General features: G+C 65.4%; 17 protein-coding genes. 3 read left to right on the plus strand and 14 right to left on the minus strand.

Translation table 11 applies throughout. The annotated features are described in order from the left end of the window. Positions 1-8: 8 nt before the first annotated feature. A complete protein-coding gene (locus ASC91_RS26120; RefSeq protein WP_082533024.1) occupies positions 9-1,271 on the minus strand; it encodes a glycosyltransferase in 1,263 nt (420 codons plus the stop codon). Continuing rightward, a complete protein-coding gene (locus ASC91_RS26125; protein WP_056204350.1) occupies positions 1,222-2,679 on the minus strand; it encodes a flippase in 1,458 nt (485 codons plus the stop codon). Before ASC91_RS26125 ends, ASC91_RS26120 begins: the two co-directional genes overlap by 50 nt. A gap of 72 nt (positions 2,680-2,751) precedes the next feature. Between ASC91_RS26125 and ASC91_RS29900 the strand changes: the two genes are divergently transcribed. From ASC91_RS29900 to ASC91_RS26135, 3 genes are read left to right on the plus strand one after another with little or no spacing between them, the layout of a single operon-like run. After that, positions 2,752-3,000, plus strand: a complete 249-nt coding sequence (locus ASC91_RS29900) for a hypothetical protein (RefSeq protein ID WP_162247870.1) — start codon at positions 2,752-2,754, stop codon at positions 2,998-3,000. Next, entirely contained in the window at positions 3,000-4,382 is a 1,383-nt protein-coding gene (locus ASC91_RS26130) for a class I SAM-dependent methyltransferase (RefSeq protein ID WP_056204352.1), read from the plus strand. The genes ASC91_RS29900 and ASC91_RS26130 overlap by 1 nt, the downstream gene beginning before the upstream one ends. Next, entirely contained in the window at positions 4,379-5,920 is a 1,542-nt protein-coding gene (locus tag ASC91_RS26135; RefSeq protein WP_056204355.1) for a sulfatase-like hydrolase/transferase, read from the plus strand. The genes ASC91_RS26130 and ASC91_RS26135 overlap by 4 nt, the downstream gene beginning before the upstream one ends. On the opposite strand, the gene ASC91_RS26140 is transcribed toward ASC91_RS26135, so the two are convergent. The 12 genes from ASC91_RS26140 to ASC91_RS26195 form a co-directional block, all read right to left on the minus strand. After that, a complete protein-coding gene (locus ASC91_RS26140; RefSeq protein WP_157282131.1) occupies positions 5,897-7,114 on the minus strand; it encodes a type II secretion system F family protein in 1,218 nt (405 codons plus the stop codon). The genes ASC91_RS26135 and ASC91_RS26140 overlap by 24 nt on opposite strands. Beyond that, a complete protein-coding gene (locus ASC91_RS26145; protein WP_056204361.1) occupies positions 7,114-8,793 on the minus strand; it encodes a GspE/PulE family protein in 1,680 nt (559 codons plus the stop codon). Before ASC91_RS26145 ends, ASC91_RS26140 begins: the two co-directional genes overlap by 1 nt. Further along, positions 8,790-10,796, minus strand: coding sequence for a secretin N-terminal domain-containing protein (locus ASC91_RS26150; protein ID WP_056204364.1), 2,007 nt, complete (start codon positions 10,794-10,796; stop codon positions 8,790-8,792). The genes ASC91_RS26145 and ASC91_RS26150 overlap by 4 nt, the downstream gene beginning before the upstream one ends. Positions 10,797-10,971: 175 nt before the next feature. Further along, positions 10,972-11,415, minus strand: coding sequence for a hypothetical protein (locus ASC91_RS26155; protein WP_056204367.1), 444 nt, complete (start codon positions 11,413-11,415; stop codon positions 10,972-10,974). 1 nt (position 11,416) lies between these two features. Beyond that, complete coding sequence (locus ASC91_RS26160) at positions 11,417-12,031, minus strand: GspMb/PilO family protein (protein ID WP_056204371.1); 615 nt, start codon at positions 12,029-12,031, stop codon at positions 11,417-11,419. After that, a complete protein-coding gene (locus tag ASC91_RS26165) occupies positions 12,028-13,188 on the minus strand; it encodes a hypothetical protein (RefSeq protein WP_157282134.1) in 1,161 nt (386 codons plus the stop codon). Before ASC91_RS26165 ends, ASC91_RS26160 begins: the two co-directional genes overlap by 4 nt. Continuing rightward, the gene (locus ASC91_RS26170; RefSeq protein ID WP_157282137.1) at positions 13,106-14,125 is read right to left on the minus strand and encodes a general secretion pathway protein GspK; all 1,020 of its coding nucleotides are present in this window, start codon (positions 14,123-14,125) and stop codon (positions 13,106-13,108) included. Before ASC91_RS26170 ends, ASC91_RS26165 begins: the two co-directional genes overlap by 83 nt. Beyond that, complete coding sequence (locus tag ASC91_RS26175; RefSeq protein WP_056204378.1) at positions 14,122-14,733, minus strand: prepilin-type N-terminal cleavage/methylation domain-containing protein; 612 nt, start codon at positions 14,731-14,733, stop codon at positions 14,122-14,124. Before ASC91_RS26175 ends, ASC91_RS26170 begins: the two co-directional genes overlap by 4 nt. Beyond that, on the minus strand, positions 14,730-15,170 hold the full coding sequence (locus ASC91_RS26180) for a type II secretion system protein (protein ID WP_056204383.1): 441 nt from the start codon (positions 15,168-15,170) through the stop codon (positions 14,730-14,732). The genes ASC91_RS26175 and ASC91_RS26180 overlap by 4 nt, the downstream gene beginning before the upstream one ends. Positions 15,171-15,181: 11 nt before the next feature. Then, positions 15,182-15,589, minus strand: coding sequence for a prepilin-type N-terminal cleavage/methylation domain-containing protein (locus ASC91_RS30085; RefSeq protein ID WP_056204386.1), 408 nt, complete (start codon positions 15,587-15,589; stop codon positions 15,182-15,184). Continuing rightward, a complete protein-coding gene (gene gspG, locus ASC91_RS26190) occupies positions 15,586-16,050 on the minus strand; it encodes a type II secretion system major pseudopilin GspG (protein ID WP_056204391.1) in 465 nt (154 codons plus the stop codon). Before gspG ends, ASC91_RS30085 begins: the two co-directional genes overlap by 4 nt. A 114-nt stretch (positions 16,051-16,164) precedes the next feature. Continuing rightward, a complete protein-coding gene (locus ASC91_RS26195; RefSeq protein ID WP_056204393.1) occupies positions 16,165-17,574 on the minus strand; it encodes a hypothetical protein in 1,410 nt (469 codons plus the stop codon). Between the last annotated feature and the right edge of the window lie 129 nt (positions 17,575-17,703).

The following is a 17,703-nucleotide window of genomic DNA, read 5'->3' on the forward strand; positions in this document are numbered from 1 at the left end:
GGATGCCTTCAAACCACCAGACCGCGCACAGCCGTTTCCCAGTCGAGCTTCATCTCGACGAGGCGGGCAGCCAGGCGGGGTGGGGCCTCGGCCACGGTCGCGAGGCCATCGACGAACGGGCGCCCACCGGCGGCCGTCGGGCGCATGGCCCGAGCCAGGACATAGCGGATGCGCGCCTGTCTCAGCGTCCTTCGCTCGCGAGCGACCGCGGCCTGCAAACCCGGCAACGGCGTGCCCAGCATTTCGGCAGCTTCTGACGTCGCCTGCGCGATCTCCGATTTGAACTCCGGGTGACGCATGCTGCACGTGCCCAGCAATCGCACGAAGTTGAACTCGGTCAGGGTCGAGGGTGCCAGGTGCTTCAAGGTTTCGAGGGCGGCGTGCGCCCAGACGGTTTCCACCGAAAAGAACTTGGGCACCCCCGGGCTCCAGCCCGAGGCGACAAAGCTGCTGGTCTGCGACTCGGCGCTGAGTTGGCCCTTGTGGGTGTTCATCGCACTGCGCCCGGTATTGCTGCCGCCGGAGGCGCCCGGGATGGACAAGGGGAAGTCAACGACCAGGAATCGATCGGCACAGGCCGCCAGGCCCACGGCGCCGGAGACGTCGGGGCTCGAACCATGGAAGTACTGCCCTGAACGCTCGCGAATGCGTTCCATCAGCGTGCGGCGAACGACGCCGTGATAGATCTTGGGCAGGCCGTCCGTGCCCTGCGCGGCTTCGCGCAAAGCCAGGGCCAGCGCCTCGGAAGCCAGGCAAACCTTGCCACCGCCCATCTGCTTGGCGAAATACAGCCTGGAGGCGTGCCTGGCGCCGAAATGGCGTGAGCGGAAGTCCGGCCAGACATAGTTGGCCACCACATTGGGCGCGATCAGGTCGACGCGCTTTTGATGAGCCCACTGCGTCGCATCAAGCAGCGCACGGGAAATGGTGTCGTCATCCCCGATCAGGCACAGGTATTCGCCCTTGCTGGCTGCGACGGCGGCGTTGTGGTTGCCGGTCATGTCCAGCTTCTGCGCAGGCCTGAAATAGTTCAGGCGCGGGTCACGGCCCCGCGGGTGTTCCGCCACCCAGCGCGCCAGTTCGCCGTCGGTGCTGGTGTCGCTGACCACCAGTTCGAGTCTCTCGTCGCCCTGGCTGAGCACCGACTCGATCGCATGCATTGCGTAGCGGGCACGATTGTGCGTGGGTATCACAACAGACAAAAGCGGCGGCATGGGGTCGTCAGAGCGGATCAAGGCTGGGCATTGTCTTAGATCGCTGCCGCAGGGCATGCACGGCGCCGATCACGCAAAGCACGCTCACCAGCAGCCAGGCAGATATCCGCAGCGCCGAGTTGGGTAGCAGCAGCCCCACGAAACCGAAGGGGGTCAGCATCAGCAGGGCGAGCGCCCGCCTGTCGAACAGCCGCCCGCCTCCGTGCAATGGCAGGCGCTGCGCCGCCACGACCAGCAACACGGCATCGAGCACCACGCGCGCCAGCCAGACCCAGGCCGCGGCCTCAATGCCCAGATGAGACGCAGCCCAGGCCAGCGCCACGAGGAACAAAGGCAGTTCGAGGAGATGAAGCTTGGCCGTCGTCGCGGCCTGCCCGGCGCTTTGCAAGGCGGTGTAGGGCAGTTGGGCCAACCCGGTCACGAACATGCCGAGCGAGAAGATCAGCAGGCAGCCCTGGGCCTCGGTCGCAAACGCGGCACCAAGCCAGATCGACAGCAACGGCCCGGCAAAGGTGGCCAGACCCAAGGTGATGGGCAGCAGGACCAGACTCAGGCCGAGCACTGCCTGCCTGCACAGGCGCGCGGCGTCCTGCTCGCGCTGCGCGATCTGCGCCGCCAGCGCCGGGAACAGCACCGCCGTCAGTGCGCCGGGCAGGATCCAGAGCTTCATCACCAGCTCCTGCGGCGTGGCGTAGTAGGCGAGGGTCGCCACCGGTACGAACAGGCCGACGATGAAGCGGTCCGCATAGCCCATCAGAGGGCCCAGCACGTTGCTGACCAGCAGCCATTGGCTGGAGCGCCACAGCGAGCCCAGCAGATCGCGCCGCCATGCGATTCGACCCCGCAGTTGAGGCAACGCCTGCCAGGCGGCAGCGCCGTGGGCCACGGCGCCCAGCAACCGCCCGATCGTGAGCACGGCGGCAATCGCTGTCAGGTCAGGGCCGCACACGTACAGAGCAACGACGGGAGCGGCAAAGGTCCAGACACCCATGGGCAATCGAATGCCATTGACCAGGCCGAAAGCGCCGCGTGCCTCCAGCATGCCGCGCAATCCAGCCGTCAGGATCACCAGAGGCAGGGCCAAGGCCATCCATCGCAGGCTGGCCTGCGCCTCGCCGGTGTCGGGCAAATCGTGCAGGCTGCCCACGAGCCAGGGCGCCAACAGGTAGAGCGCCAATCCGGCCGCCAGGCCGACGCCGCCCATCAGCATCAGCGCCGTGCCGCACAGCGGCCCCACCAGCGCGTCCTCGCCCTTCTCCAGCACGACGGCCAGGCGCAGCGTCAGCGCACGCGCCAAACCCAGATCGAAAAGGCCGAAATAGCTGACCAGCGCCCAGATCAGTGTCAGCAACCCGAAACGCGCCGTGCCCAACCCCGCCAGCAGGACGGGAATCGCAAACAAGGCCACCAGCAGCGGGGCACCAAGTCCGATCAGGTTCAGCAGGGAATGTCGGACGATTCTCAAGGCGGGCCTCAGGGCGCGCGATTGTAGGTGGCGGGTCAGCGCTAACCGGTTCGGCGGGCGTCGCCTGATAACATGGGCGCCCTGCTCCAGGCCCGGGGCAACTCTCCCGATCCAGCCATGTATTTCTGCCGCCAAGTGCTTCTGGTTGTGCTGCTATTGCTAGCAAGCATGGCACCGGCCTATGCCTATATCGACGGGGGCTCGGCCCACCTGATCATCCAGGGCCTGATTGCGGCGGCTGTCGGACTCGTCTACTACATCCGCAATCCTCGCGAGATCTGGCGCGCCCTCAAGCGGCGTTGGAATCGGGACCGCTCCTGATGCGTGTGAGCTTCCGGGATCCCGACGGCAACGTCGAGGATGACGGGCAGCAGGTCTGGCGAAGAGTTCAAGCGCATGCCGCCACGGCAACCGCCGAGCTGCTGACCAGCGCACTGTTTGCCGAGCTGGTCCGGGACGGCCTGCTGATCGGGGTCGAGGAACAACATTCCCAACCGGATGGCAGCCTGCTGCTGCGGCATCGCCGCGTCGAGATGCCCACCTACGCCTTCGAATGGACGCCGGCCATGCTGGCCGATGCCGCGCGGCTGACGCTGGACATCCAGCGGCGCGCCTGGGCTGCGGGCTGGACCCTCAAGGACGCGGCCACCAGCAATGTGCTGTTCGAAGGCTGCCGGCCCGTCTTCTGCGACCTGCTGTCACTGCAGCGGCGCCAACCGGCCGACCCACCGGGGTGGCTGGCCTACGGCCAGTTCGTGCGTCATTTCGTGCTGCCCCTGCTGGCGGTGGCCGAGCTGGGTCGCACGCCCCGAGACATCTTCCTGGCTCACCGCGACGGCCTGCGCGCCGCCGAGATCGCTCCCTTCATCCCCTGGTACGCCCATTTGGGGCTGGCGATGTGGCTGCACGTGCGACTGCCCGCGCGGCTGGAGCGACGCCGCATTCATCGCGATCAGAAAGCTTCCCGATCCGGCAAGGCCGACGGCGCTGACGGCACGCCCTGGCTGCTGGGCAACCTCGGGCGCTTTGTCGACCGCCTGGAGTCACACGGCAGAGGCGTCAGCACCTGGAGCGAATACACCGGCAACCGCGATCACTACCAAGCAGCCGAGTTGACGGCCAAGCGCCACGCCATCGAGGCGCTGACTGCTGAAGGCAAATACAGCCACGTGCTGGACATCGGCGCCAACAGCGGTGAGTTCTCGCTGATCGCAGCGCGCGCTGGCAGCCAGGTGCTGGCCTTGGACGATGACGTCAACGCCTTGCACGACCTGCACCGCCAGGCGCGCCAACTGAACCTGCCTATCCAGTGCCTGCACGCCAACTTTGCGCGACCCACGCCCGCAACGGGTTGGCGCCTCGCGGAAACGCTGGGCTTGCCGCAGCGTTTTGCTGGCCGCTTCGATCTGGTGCTGGCTCTGGCCGTGATCCACCACCTGACCGTGACGGAGCGCCTGCCGACGGCGCAGCTTTTCGAAGTCCTGGCCGACTGCTGCCGTGACATGCTGCTGCTGGAGTTCGTGCCGCGAGAAGACCCTCGCTTCGTCGAGCTCGCAGGGCCGAACATGGGTCTGTACCAACACTGGGATCTCACCTTCGTGCTGGGCTGCGCCGAACCGTGGTTCGAGCTGCAGGACCAGCAGCAGATCTCGGAACATCGCACGCTGTTGCGCCTGCGCCGCCGCGGCGCGCACGCGCCATGAGCTTGGGCAAGGCGCAGCTCGGGCCTGCCGCGCGTCAGGCGCTGCGCTATGCCTTGCTGAGCTTCATCAGCCTCGGCGCGATCGGCGTGGGCGACGTGATCCTGCGCTACACCTACTCGCTGTATCTGTCGTTTCAGCCGGCCAGCTTCCTGCGGGAAGGCCATCTGCTGCTGGTGGCGGTGGCGCTCTTCGGCGCGCTCGGCGGCTGGCTGGATAGGCCGGATCGCGCCTTGCATGCCACCGCCCGAATGGCGCGCGCATTGCTGCTGACGCTGGTCTTCGTGGCGCTGTTCCAGGTCTTTCGCCAATCGCTGGCCACCTCCCTGCCCTTGCCTGGTTGGGCCAAGGCCGGCGCCATGGTCGGCTGCGCCATCGCTGCGGCCCTGATCGCTTGGCGCACGCGCCCAGAGTCGGCTGCGCGGCTGGGCAACGCGGCCTGCCTGGCCATGCTGACGCTGTTCGCGCTGCAGCCAGGCATGACGGGCTATCTGCTGGGCACCTTCTCGCCTCAAGCGCGTGACCATGCGCCCGCGGCGCAGGCAGCTCCCGCCCCGCGGCGCACCATCGTGATCGTGTTCGATGAATGGGACATGGAGATCTCAGAGCGCGAAGGACTCTTCAAGCGAGAGGCAATGCAGGGTCTGCTCAAGCAATCCTTCTTTGCCCAGAACGCCCTGCCCGCGGGGCCGAACACGCTGGAGTCCATTCCAGGCATGCTGTTCGGCCGGCCCTTCGGTGAAGTCGAGCTCGGCGGCAAGGCGTCGCTGCGCAGCAAGAGCGGCGAAGTCTGGAGCCCCGAAACCCCGCAGCTCTTCAGCGACCTGCAGGCCCGCCACATCAGCCACGCGGTCATTGGCTACTACCACGACTACTGCGCGCTGGTCACGACGGCGCACACCTGCCATGCCGAACCCGTCCAGTTCTTCCAGGGGTGGAAGGCCCAGCTCGAGCGGGTGTTCAAGCGCAGCGGGCAGTTCGACTTCCCCTACTCGGTGTTCCTGCAGCAGTGGCATGCGACCTATACCCGCCTGCATGAGGAAGGCCTGCGGGCTGTCGAGGATCGCGCCAACGCCATGGTCTGGATCCACATCAACGTGCCTCATCCGCCCAGCGCCGCGGCGCACCGCGCGCCGCGTGATCTGCGCCAGGACTACCAGGCCAATCTGGCGTTGACCGCCGAGATGATCGAAGAAGTGCGCCAGCGGCTCACAGCCCAGGGCGATGAGGCGACGCTCGTGCTGACGTCCGACCACTGGCTGCGGGAACGCGAGCTGTGGTCGGCCATGTACGAGCAGCAGCGCGGTCCGGGAAGCGGGAGCGCCGGCAAGTCGTCTGATCAGCGCGTGCCGATGATTGTCTGGTTCAGCGGCAACGTACCACCGGTGCAGCACCCATCGCCGATCAGTGCGCTGGCGACGCGCAACCTCGTCCTTGCGCTGCAGGACGGCAGCGTTCGCTCACCGCAGGACGTTGCCCGTTTCTTCGCGCAGCAACCGGCGCCCGTGCCGCCGCGCTCAGGCGGCGCCGGCGTTCATTGACGTGATCGCCATCATCACGGCGACCATCAGCACACCGATCACGGCGCCGATAAGCAGGATGGCAATCGGCTCGATCAGGGCCATGGCCCGCTTCTGACGTTCCCGCGCCGCCTCGGACTGCATGCTGCCCAGCGAGGTCAGCATCGCGTCCAGGCTGCCAGCGCGCTCGCCCACCTTGATCAGGTTCAGCCGCGCCGCCGGAATCCAGGCCGAATGGCGCAAGCTGTCGTACAGCGTTCGTCCATGTTCGAGCTCGCGGGTCGCAGAGGCGATCACCAGTGAAAACTCGCGCAGCTGCAGCGCACCCCGTGACAGCTTCAGTGCGTCAAGCAATGGCACCCGGTTGCGCAGCATGGTGCCCATCAACAGCGCCCACCGCCCCACTTCTGCGTCGCGCAGCCAGGGGCCAAGCACCGGCGCCGCAGCGGCCCATTCGAGCAGCGCACGTCGAAAGCTCGCCCGTGCGAAAAGGGTCACAAGCAAAGCCGCCACGATGCCCACGCCCAGGCCGAGCGCCAGCACATGGGCCTTCATGTACACGGCCGTCTCGATCACCCAGACCGAGAACTCGGGCATCTGCCGACGCGCGCCTCTGAGCAGCGGCGCGAATCGCGGGATGACACCGATGAAGATGATCAGCACCGCGAAAAGGCCCGCCACCACCAGGATGCTCGGATAGACCATCGCGTTGCGCAGCTCCTGCCCCATACGGCGGGACACGTCCAGCTGTTCAGCGCAATCGCTGAGCGCGGTGGCCAGGTCGCCGCTGGCTTCACCCACGCGCACCACCGTCATCAGATGCTCGGCCAGGCCCAGGCCGCTGGACTGCAAAGCGTCGTGCAGGCTGCCGCCCTCGCGCACGGTGCGGGAGGCACGCGTCATGACATCGCCCATGGCGCCACCGACGTGGCCGCTCGCCAGCGACACCAAGGCCTCGTCCAGCGAGACGCCGGCAGCCAGCAAGGTGGCCAGCTCGCGCAACATCACGACCTTGTCTGCCAGCGTCAGGCGTTTAGGCGTGCGGCCGGCACGGGGCAGCGCTGCCTCGGGCGGTGCGTCCAGGGCCTTCAGCGCCAGCGGCGTGAGCCCCTGGCGCAGCAAGTCGCGCGCCGCCTGGGCCGAGTCCCTCGCCTCGATCTGGCCGCTGACCATGTGGCCGGCGGCGTCTTGCGCGCGGTAGCTGAAGCTGTCCATCACCCGCCGTGCTCGCTGGCGGCGCGCAGCACTTCGTCCAAGGTGGACAGGCCTCGCGCGCTCTTGATCAGCCCGTCATCCACCATGGAGCGCCGCCCGTCGGCATCGGCCATGGCAAGCAAACGCTCCGAGCTGCCGCCCTGGGCGATTTCGTGCTGCATCGCCGCGCCGACCGTCACCAGTTCATAGATGCCGACACGGCCGCGGTAGCCCGTGCCGCCGCAGATTTCGCAGCCGCCAGCGGCGAGCCAGGCGGGCTCATCGGGCACATCGTGCAGCGCCGGCAATCGGTCGCGCAGCACCTGCCAACGGCGTTGCAGGCTCGCAGCCTCGGGGTGAGGCTTGGCGCAATTGCTGCAGAGCCGGCGGATCAGGCGCTGCGCCATCACGGCCCGCAGCGCAGCCGCGACCAGATAGGGCTCGATGCCCATGTCGACGAGCCGGTTCACGGCGGACAGCGCGTCGTTGGTGTGCACCGTCGCGAGCACGAGGTGGCCGGTCAGCGCGGCCTGGATCGCGATCTCGGCGGTCTCGCGGTCGCGAATTTCGCCGACCATGATGACGTCCGGATCGTGTCGCAGGATGGAGCGCAGCGCCCTGGCGAAGGTATAGCCGATGTCGGCCTGCGTCTGGATCTGAACGACGCCCGGCAGCCGCAGCTCGACGGGATCCTCCACAGTGATCAGCTTGCGAACGCCATCGTTGATGTGCGAGAGCGCGCTGTAGAGCGTGGTGCTCTTGCCCGATCCGGTCGGGCCGGTCACGAGCACCAGGCCATTGGGCCAGCCCAGCCACTGCTCGAACAGCGCACGGTGGTCAGACTCCATGCCGATGCGATGCATGCCGATGTCGCCGCGTTCCTTGGGCAGCAGGCGCAGCACCAGCGACTCGCCATGCACGGCCGGAATGGCGGAGATGCGGATATCGACTTCGCGCCCGGCCACGCGGGTGGAAATGCGCCCGTCCTGCGGCAGGCGCCTCTCGGCGATGTCCAGGCCGCCGATCAGCTTGATCCGCGAAGCGATGGCCGGGTAGCGATCCATGCCCAGGCTGCTGCGCGTGTGCAGCACGCCGTCGACACGAAAGCGCAATGTGCATTCGCGCTCACCGGGCTCGATGTGGATGTCCGAAGCGCGCGCCTCGAGCGCCTGGGCCAGCGTGTTGTTGACGAAGGCCACCACCGGCGCGTCTTCGGCCAGCTCCCGCAGGCTGCGTGCATCCGCACCCACACTGTGGGGCGATGCGCGCAGGCGCTGGGCCCACATTTCGGCATCGGCCGGCAGCAGCAGATGCCAGCGCAGCGCATTCACATGCGGCTCGCCAGCCAGCGCTTCTGCCACGTCCACGTCAAGCGGATCGGCACTGGCCACGCACAGACCTTCGTCGTCTCGCCACAGCAGCACTTGGCGATCCAGCCACCAGCTCGCGGGCGTGCCGAGCTTGGCCATGCCGGCGCGCATCGCGTCTTCGTCAAGCGCGTTGGCAAGGAGCAGCGGGTAGCCCAGTTGCTCGGCCAAGGCGGCGTAGAGCACCTGCATCGACACGGCGCCCAGGCGGACCAGGATTTCTCCGACACGCCCGCCCTTGCTGGCTTGCACCAGCAGCGCGTTCTCGACTTCAGCCGCCTTGACTGTGCCGCGCTCGATTAGCAGTTCGCCGATCAGCTTGGACGAGCTCACTGGCCCGCCTTCCCAGCCGGAGGCTTGGCGATCAGATCGAGAATGGGGCGGTTGGGCGCTACAGACCCGTCAGGCTTGGTGGCCGTGTCGGCCCACCCCCCCAGCTGCTTGCGGAAGGCCGCGGTCATGGCCTCGGCTTCGCTGCTGTCGTTGAGGATGTAGGGCGTGATCAGGATCACCAGCTCACGGCGATTGCCGCCACTGGTACGGGTGCTGAACAGGTTACCGATCAGCGGAATGTCCTTCAGGAACGGGATACCCGCGCTGCCCTGGCTGGTGTCGTTCGAGATCAGGCCGCCCATCATCACGGTGGCTCCATTGCGCAAGGTCATCTTCGTCGACAGCTTGCGGGTGCTGAAGGTCGGCGAGGTGTTGACGCCCGTGTTGGTCGCAGCAGCGGCGCTGACCTCCTGGTCCACCTCGATGTCGACCTGATCGCCGGAGTGGATGACCGGCTTGACTTTCAGGATGACACCCGTGCTGCGGTACTGGACCGTCTGCAATACGCCCGTCTGGGTCGGCGTCGTGATCGTGCCCGTCGTGGTCTGCTGGCTCGTGATGATGGGCACTTCCTGGCCCACCTGGATGATCGCCTGCTCACCATTGCGGGCCTGCACACGGGGGCTTGAAAGGATGGTGGCCTGGTTCGTCGAGGCCAGTGCGTTCAGGGCTGCCTTCACGCTGCCTGCGGAGTCCAGCAGGCGGAAATTGAAGCCTGAGTTGCCGATGCCGGTGCCGCCCTGGGTGCCGAAGCGGCCGATCTTGCCGTTGCCATAGTCATGACTGGCCAGCCATTCGATGCCGAGCTGGCTGCTGTCGATGGTCGACAACTCCGCAACAGTAACCTCGATCAGCGCGGCCTTGGCGGGACGGTCCAGCATCTGCAGCAGCGAGCTGATCTGCGAATATTCTTCGGGCTCGGCCTGGAAGATCAGCATGTTACTGGACTGGTCGACCACCACCGATGTCAAGCGTGGCGCAGCGGTGCTGCCCGACGAGGCCGTGCTGCTCTGACTCTGAGCCGGTGCCGCGCTGACTCGCCCACGGCTGCTGCTGAGCAGTTGATCCAGCGTCTTGGCCAGGTCGCCGGCATCCTTGTGCCGAACCTGGTAGGTGAAGAAGTTCTTGCCGACGCCGCGCTCACTGGGCTTGTCCAGCGTGCGCGCCCATTGCTCGACGTGCTTGAGCACTTCGTCGCTGACCGCAAAGACATAGACCGAGTTCACTGCCGAGACCGGAAGCAGCGTAACGGGATAGCGGATGCCCTGCTGTGGACCCAGCGGCGCCACGGCGTAGCCCTGCGCGGTCAGCACCTCGACGAGGCGCTTGGCCAGATCGTCGACCGACAGGTAGGCCGGCGTCAGGGCGATGCTGCGGCGCCCGCTCATCAGCGGCTGGTCCAGCATGCGGATCGCCTCGAGCGCCGCCTGCATGTTGTCCGGCGTGCCATTGAGCAGCAGCGCATTGCGGGCGACGTCCTCCTGGATGTTCACGCGATTGGCGAACAGGGTCTTGAGCCACATGGCGACCTCGTTCTGCCTGACCGACCTCATTTCGACGAGCTGGTAGACGGGCCGCAACGGCAGCGGGGTGTCGGGAAGGGCGTCACCGCGGCGGATCTCGGGCAGATTGCCGAGCTGGGCGTTGTCCGGCAGCACGCGCACCAGGCCGCCCACGTCGACAACGGCGATCTGGTAACTCTTCAGAAGCAGCTTGATCGCCGTCTCGAGCTGCGCCGCGCTTTGCGAAGCGGGTGCACGGAACGTCACCAGATCCTTGCGGGCGACCACCGCCGGATCGATGTTGACGTTGCGCTTGAGCATCTCGGTATAGACGATCTGCACGAAGTTCGGCAGCGGCACCTGCTGCAGGTTGATCGCTCCGACCTCATCACCTTGTCGGCTTGCGATGTCGGTGCTGACCTTGGCATCTGCGGCGCTGCGCTTGGCTGCATAGTTGCTTGAAGCAACTGCCGGGGGCGACGGAAGATCATTGACCCGCATGCTCGATGTCGGGGTCTCGGCAGATCCAAAGGGCGAGGAGGCGGCGGCTTCGGGGCTGGCCGTTGCCAGGGGCGCCGGGACGATGGGCGCCAGGGGCGCGCAACCCGACAGGGCTGCCACCAAGGTCAAGAAGGTGCGCCTCCAGAAAGCCGGTACCGGCCTGGCTCTCAGGGATTCATTCACGATTTTCAACTCCAAAGGTCTCGCGTTTCTTTCCGAGACGCACGTGTACTTGGTTGCCATCGATCAACTCAATGACATGCCCGCTCGGTAACTTTTCGCCGACCTTCAAACGCTCGGCAGGCTTGCGATCACCCTCATACAAAACCAGCACGCCACCCACCTTGCCTTGGCCATAAATGCCCGCGAGGCGCCATCGCGGCGCTTCTTCCTGCGCACCGGGTGCGCTGGCCGCCTTCGCCGCACCCCATTGCGCAGAGGTCGCGACGATGGCAGCCCGGGTCGACGAACCATCAGCCTTCGGCAGCGCCGGCAGTTGCCAGGCATCGCGGCGCGCCTGCACGGGAGCCGGCGCCTTGTAGGCTGTCGTCTCCCCAGCGAACCAGCCGAGCAGCACGACGGCCACGGTCAGCAGCAGCTTGTTGCGTAACGTCATCATCTCAGGAAGCCTTCGCCTGCTCGCGATACAGAACGCGGACTTCGATCTCGGCCCGAGGGGGAGCAGCCTGAGGGCGCAGGCGCAGTGTGTCAACGATAATCAGTTGGGGCGACTGGCTGACCTCGGACAGGAAGCCCGTCAGTGCCACGCGATCGCTCATGTCCACGATCAACCGTACGCGCAACGGGCGTGCGCCATCGCTGGTTGGCTTGGTGTCACCGGCAACGATGCTCAGCTCGCGAATCGTCAGGCCCGCCTTTGCAGCCATTTCGCGCAATCGGTCCTGCAGCGTGGCCTCGGCCTGGCCCTGACTGGCGGCGGTCCAAAGCAGCGCCCGCGCGCTCTCGAGCTGCGTGCGCGCATCCTCGGCACGCTGCGGCCAGACCGTTTCCGATCGCAGCGAACTCAGGCGCTGCATCTGGGCCTGGGCTTCGTCGCCTTCCGCGCGCCATGCGGCCGCCTGGTCTTGCGCCAGCAGCGAGAACCAGATCCAGAGCGTGGCGAGGATCATTCGCACGCCCCAGCGCAGGCGCGCATTGCCCATCCACTCCCGGCGAGCCTGGAGCCAGGCTTCACCCAGCGTGGCCTGCAGGTTCTTGGCTGTATCGACTTTCACTGCTTCGTCCCTGCACTGCCGGGCGGTGTAGGCGGCGCACCTTCGCCGCTCAGGCGCTGCAAGCCGGCATCGGCACTGCTGCGCTGGGGCGGCGACACGGACGACAGCTTCATCTGCAGGTCAAGGCCAGCACGAGGCTGTCCATCTCGCGCTTCGGAGACCTGAGTGAACCAGCCACCCGCCTCCAGTCCAGCGATGACCTTGCTGCGCGAGACATCGGCCGGCAGGTCCAGCACGACACGGACTTCCATGCCCTGGATATCGGCTTCCCGGATGAGGCCCGTGCTCGGTAGCAGTCGCAGCAACTCCTCGAGCACCTCCAGGGGGCGCGGCGCCTGCAAAAGCGAAATCAGTGCTGCACTCTGGTCTGCCGAGGCCAGGGCCTTGTCACGCGCCGCCAGCACCGGTGCAACCCCGACTTTCAGTTCCGCGAGCGCAAGCTGCGCCTGACGGCGTGCCTCGAAGCTGTCCCAAAGCGCTCGCGCGGACATGGCGCCGAACCCGATCAATACCAGGGCCAGGACGCCGACCAGCACCCGCTCGTTGCCCTGACCGACCTGCCCGAGCTGATCGGCAGAAACCGGAAGGCGACCAGGTTTTTGCCAATTGGGCGATTCAAGCTCAGGGGCGGTGCTCGCCGAGCCCGCCCAGCCAGCCTGCCGCAGGAATAGCGACCATTCCTGAGCGCTAGGCCGAGTCGCCCACCAACGGGTGACCCGCAGCACGCCAGCCTTCCAGGCCTGGCCTTCGAATCCGTCGAGCGCCTGCACCATGCGCACCCCTTGCGAGTACGCTTCTCGCGCCAGGGTCTCAGGCAACCAGGCTGGGTTCTTCACCGCAACTTGGTCAAGGCGATGCTTCTCGATGGCAAACGCCTGCGCGACCGCCCCCTGCCAACTGATCAAATACTGCGCATCCGGCAGCGGCTCCCAGGCAGCCAGTTGGGCTCGCAAGGCGCCCAGCCGGTCTGCCTCGGGCAGCTCGGAAAGGTCGAATGCACGGTGACGGATCACTCCGCGCGAGATCAAAGTTAGCCCTCGCGCCTGCGCGCCCTGCGCACCGAGTTCCAGCCGGTCACAAAGAAGGCGGGGCAGACGGAGCGGGTCGAGCGAGGTCTTTGCTCGCGTCAGGAAACTTGGCGGCGGCTTGATGGGCATCAGGGGCGGCGAATCGATCCGACGGGCGAACTTCTTGGATCAGCCAGGGCGCGTAGGCCCCCGTCGGCAGAATCGAAAGAGTGTATTCGACCGCCATCGGCAGTCCGGGGGCCCACAACTGAACACGCAGCTCGTTGCTGGCATGGAAATGCACGCTTTCGTCAGTGGGAAACGGAATGCCCGTTGCTGCGATTGCAGCAGTGGCATCGACAAATGGAGCCGTTCTTCTCAGTCGGTCGAAAAGATTCCATTGATCTGCGGATACTTTGGGCCAAAGCGCTCGAAGCAAATCCAATGGCGCTGTATTTGGATTGAACGAATCATTTCTCATAACGTTCGTCCATGAAACCATCCGCTGGCGCAACTGTGGATTTGTCGCCCAAACTGGCATCAGCGCAGTTTCATCGGTGGAAAGTATCCAGTCGTTGCGCGGCGGCGCCAGGCCGACGGCCGCATAGTCAGGCGCCTCGGCACCGTTGAGCCGCTTCAGGGAGTCGGTGTCGGTGTAGTCCAGCAGGATGTCGATCATGGCGCTCGCCTGATCCAGGGAGGCCCCGGCGCCGATCAATGCGGCAAGCCAACGTTCGCGCTGCGGCACGTTCAAGGACAGCAGCCCGCGAGCGTCCTGCACCCGGATCCAGGCGCCATTGCGCATTTCGTAGCTCCGATTGTCCAGCGCAAGTGGCTGCTCATCGGCGAATCCAGAGGACGCCAGGCCGAAGGGCCGCGTGCTCAACCAGAACAGGGCCCGGGCCTTTGCACTTTCTACCAGCAGCCGTCCCTGTGCCAGGTTCTGCATAGAGGTTGCCTGCTGTCGCAACGCGTCCACGCGCAAAGCGAAACGCGTGGCGACGAAAGCCACCAGTGCCAGCGAGGCGATGACGAAGATGAGGACGTAGCCGCCCTCACGCTGAGAAACTCTTGGAGACTTCATCAAGGGAGCTTGGAGAGTTCGATCCGCTTGCCCAGCCGCTCGGAGGATGCCTGCATGGCTGCGACAAAGAGCACTGCTTCAGCGTCGCCATGAACTGCAATGGCTCGGGGTATCAGCTGAGCATTCGGCACCTTGAGCGGCCATTCACTCTGCCACGCTCCGCTCTGGTCCAAATAACTAAAGTGGCCTGCATTACCTTTCCAGCGCGCCAGCACGGCCGTTTGCATGCGCTTCTCAACTGGGCCCACGTCCATCGTGAGTTCCGTCTGGTCCGTGGATTGGCTATAGGTCATCGACAGCGTCACCGGCATAGGCCCGGCCGGTTCGACCACCGGCAGCAAACTGCTGATGCCCTGAACCTTGCGCGGGCCGCCCAGCACTTCATCCGCAGTGCCAGGCTCGCCGGCTCGCAAGCCTTCCAGGGACTGCTGCATCCAGAGCACGTGCAGCCGCTCGAGCCGTGGCTGCAACTGACCGGTGCCGAGGCGCCGCTCCAACTGCCCCAGCTGAAACAGGCCCTCGGCCATCAGCGTCGCCACCATCGCGGCGATGACCAGGGTGACCAGCGTCTCCAGGAGCGTCAATCCATGCTGGTGACGGCCGGCGCTCATGGCGGCTCCTCGCCGCGCCGCCTGGGCTGCACGTTCAGCGCATTCAGCCCAGGCTGCTCAAGGCTGAATTCCACGTGCGTGCCGGTCGACTCCTCGGTGCTCACGACGTCCAGCCGGTAAAGGCCCACTTCCCAAACCGGGCTCTGGCTTCCACCAAAGGGCAGGCTGTGGCGCAGTGGCTCTATCAGTTCCGAACTCCAGCGCACGAGCACGGCGCCAACGCGCCTCTCCCCTTTAGGTTCGACAAATGGATTGATATTGGTGACCAGTCCCACCGTTGTCAGCTGCAAAGCTGCGCGGGCCTGCGCATCTTCAATGCGCCGGACGTCGGTCAGGTTCTGGCCGATCCAGGCGAACAAGGCCAGCCCGGCGCTGGCCAGGATGACCAACGCGATGATCGCCTCCAGCAGGCCGAAGCCGCGTTCATGCGGTTTCATACCCGACGGTTTCAGCCCTGCACGTCGCCAGTGACGGCCATGACGCGCCACACCACCGGCGGTGCGCCACGTTTGCCGAACCGAATCTCTCCAGCGCTCGCAGCGCCCGTCGGACCGTAGCGCAGCGGCGCTGAAAGTTCGATGACCACATCTGTCGGAATATCCGGTACGAGCTCTCTCACAGACGACGCGTCCAGATTCAAGGCGCGCCCCTCATGAAAGGCCCGCAGAGGCAGATTCAAGAGTTGTGCGCGCAGATCGTCCTGCCAGGCGCGCTGGCGCGCAGCCTCCAACCACCTCACCCCCGATGGTGCGACGAGCCCAGCAGCCAGGGCGATCAGCACAAGGACGACGAGCATCTCCAGCAAGGTGAAGCCGCGAAACGCGCGCACCTTGCTGGGGTGGAGACAAGTGCTCACTGAGCAGCCGGAAGAACACCCACGTCAGCCGCGTCGCCCGTGCCGCCGCGCTTGCTGTCGGCTCCCAGGGAGAACAACGCAAACGGCTGACCGTCAGCGCCGGGCACGGCATATTGATAGGGTTGGCCCCAGGGGTCTTCGGGAAGCGCGCCGTCCAGATACGGCCCGCGCCAACGGCTGGCCAAAGCCGGCTCCGGGGGGGGCTTTGTCAGCAGCGCGAGCCCCTCTTCAGGCAGCGGGTAGCGGCCGATGTCCAGGCGCAGGCTCTCTACGGCACCTCGAAGCATCTTGGCCTGCGTAGTCGCCGCGGTGACCTTGGATTGATCGACCTTGCTGAACAGGCGAGGCCCGACGAGCCCGGCTAGCAGGCCAATGATCACGAGCACGACGAGCATCTCGAGCAAAGTGAACCCTGATGGGACCGCCTTGCGGCTCCGCCCATGCTTGAACAATCTTGACATCTCAGAATCCGCGGGGACTAAAGCCGAAGGATTTTAGGTTGAGCGCATTTCCAACGAATTGCCGTCGGCAAATAAAAAGGGCGCCCGAAGGCGCCCTTGACCAATGTCAATTGATCAGTTCGTACCCGGGCGCAGCAGCGGGTAGGACGACATGTCAGTCACCTTGCCGGTCGTCGGATCGTAGGTGTACGAGTTGTACACGCCCGAAATCTTGTTGTTCGGGGCAGCAATGATGAACTTCAGGGCGAAGCGCGTGCCGGCGCTCAGCGTCGGGCAGACTTGCGAAGCGTTGATGAACAACTGCGTGCCAGCCTTGAGCGTGAAGTCGCTGGTGCCGCCAGTGCACGTCACGCCGTCTTCGGTGATTGCCGAAGCCACCACAGTCGCGTCGGCCGAGTGTTGGCTCGTCAACACGGCACGGTTACCGTTAGTAGTCGTGCCGTAAATCGACGCCAACGGCGCTTGCAGTTCCGTACCGTCGCGGTCGATGGTACCGATCGTGGCAGCAGCGATGTCGGCAGTGGTCGCAGCCGTTGCAGCGGTCACGTCAAGCAATGCAGTCACCGACTGGGACGGAACTGCGGTAGTACCGGTCACGACATAGCACAGGGCACGCGTGGTGTCAGCCTGGCCAGTCACGGGCAACGTGAACGATGCCGAAGTCTTGCCAGTATTGAGAGTCAGCGCGGTGGGAGCGGTAGCGCAGTCGTCAGTAGACGTACCCAACGTGCCAGCAGCGCCGAAGTCGCCGGTGAACGTGGCCTTGGTAGTTGCCTGGACCAAATCTTCAAGCTGCACTTGCGTGCCAGCCGTGTTCAACACACCAGTCACGACACCATAGGTGAAGGAACCGATACGAGCGGTCAGGATGTCAGCGGTCGCGGGGGTCGCACCGGTCGTGGTGCCAGCGGTAAACTTCTTGAACGACTGCTCAACGGACGCCGTCGTGTTGTTGGTCGTCAGCGTGAACTTGATACCCGTCGCAAACTTCAACAGGTCGCCAAAATTCCTGTACAGCCACGTCGAGGTGGCGTTAGCGACTGCAGCGACGGCAGTCTCATACAACGAATACGTCGCGACGACGTTCGCAGCATTGCTGTTGGTCACATTGAGCGAGGGCAACGTGATCGTCAGAGCATCGCTTTGAGCATGGCCCGCGCCGGCTGCAGTCACCTGGTAGATCACATAACCGTCGCCAATTGCGCCGCCCTGCACGACAATGCTGTTTGCAAACGCAAGCGTGCCGTTGACTACGTTGGTACCTGCTGCAGCGGCTGCAAACTTGGCGCCGCCGAGGTCAACGCGAATGTAGCGGTCTTGACCACCACTGACACCGAAGCCAAGCTTCGTCGTGATGGTCTGGCCGGCAGCGATAGCGACGCCGGGAGCCACCGAGCTGTAGTTCAACTCTTTGGCAAACGTACCGGTCGTCACGGCCGTGTCCAGGTTGACCGAGGCAAACGCTCCGCCGCCAACCAGCGCACCGATCGCCAGAGCGGTCGCCTTAAACACAAATTTTTTCATTCGGTGAACTCCACAAGGGTTATGGAAAGAGATCGATGATTCGCGAATCACACGCGTTTAGAAACACGCCGCGGCATTCTAGACCGCGTTTTTAAGCGTTTGTCAATGAAACAGCTCGGCTTCGGGAAA

Source organism: Pelomonas sp. Root1237 (assembly GCF_001425055.1).
In the GTDB taxonomy this organism is placed as follows: domain Bacteria; phylum Pseudomonadota; class Gammaproteobacteria; order Burkholderiales; family Burkholderiaceae_C; genus Pelomonas.

Excerpts from the sequence above, each read along its gene's own strand:
- ASC91_RS26120 (WP_082533024.1), bottom strand. The coding sequence starts at position 1,271 with ATGCCCTGCGGCAGCGATCTAAGACAATGCCCAGCCTTGATCCGCTCT.
- ASC91_RS29900 (WP_162247870.1), top strand. The coding sequence starts at position 2,752 with ATGGGCGCCCTGCTCCAGGCCCGGGGCAACTCTCCCGATCCAGCCATG.
- ASC91_RS26130 (WP_056204352.1), top strand. The coding sequence starts at position 3,000 with ATGCGTGTGAGCTTCCGGGATCCCGACGGCAACGTCGAGGATGACGGG.
- ASC91_RS26135 (WP_056204355.1), top strand. The coding sequence starts at position 4,379 with ATGAGCTTGGGCAAGGCGCAGCTCGGGCCTGCCGCGCGTCAGGCGCTG.
- ASC91_RS26140 (WP_157282131.1), bottom strand. The coding sequence starts at position 7,114 with ATGGACAGCTTCAGCTACCGCGCGCAAGACGCCGCCGGCCACATGGTC.
- ASC91_RS26150 (WP_056204364.1), bottom strand. The coding sequence starts at position 10,796 with ATGCGGGTCAATGATCTTCCGTCGCCCCCGGCAGTTGCTTCAAGCAAC.
- ASC91_RS26155 (WP_056204367.1), bottom strand. The coding sequence starts at position 11,415 with ATGATGACGTTACGCAACAAGCTGCTGCTGACCGTGGCCGTCGTGCTG.
- ASC91_RS26165 (WP_157282134.1), bottom strand. The coding sequence starts at position 13,188 with ATGCCCATCAAGCCGCCGCCAAGTTTCCTGACGCGAGCAAAGACCTCG.
- ASC91_RS26175 (WP_056204378.1), bottom strand. The coding sequence starts at position 14,733 with ATGAGCGCCGGCCGTCACCAGCATGGATTGACGCTCCTGGAGACGCTG.
- ASC91_RS26180 (WP_056204383.1), bottom strand. The coding sequence starts at position 15,170 with ATGAAACCGCATGAACGCGGCTTCGGCCTGCTGGAGGCGATCATCGCG.
- gspG (WP_056204391.1), bottom strand. The coding sequence starts at position 16,050 with ATGTCAAGATTGTTCAAGCATGGGCGGAGCCGCAAGGCGGTCCCATCA.
- ASC91_RS26195 (WP_056204393.1), bottom strand. The coding sequence starts at position 17,574 with ATGAAAAAATTTGTGTTTAAGGCGACCGCTCTGGCGATCGGTGCGCTG.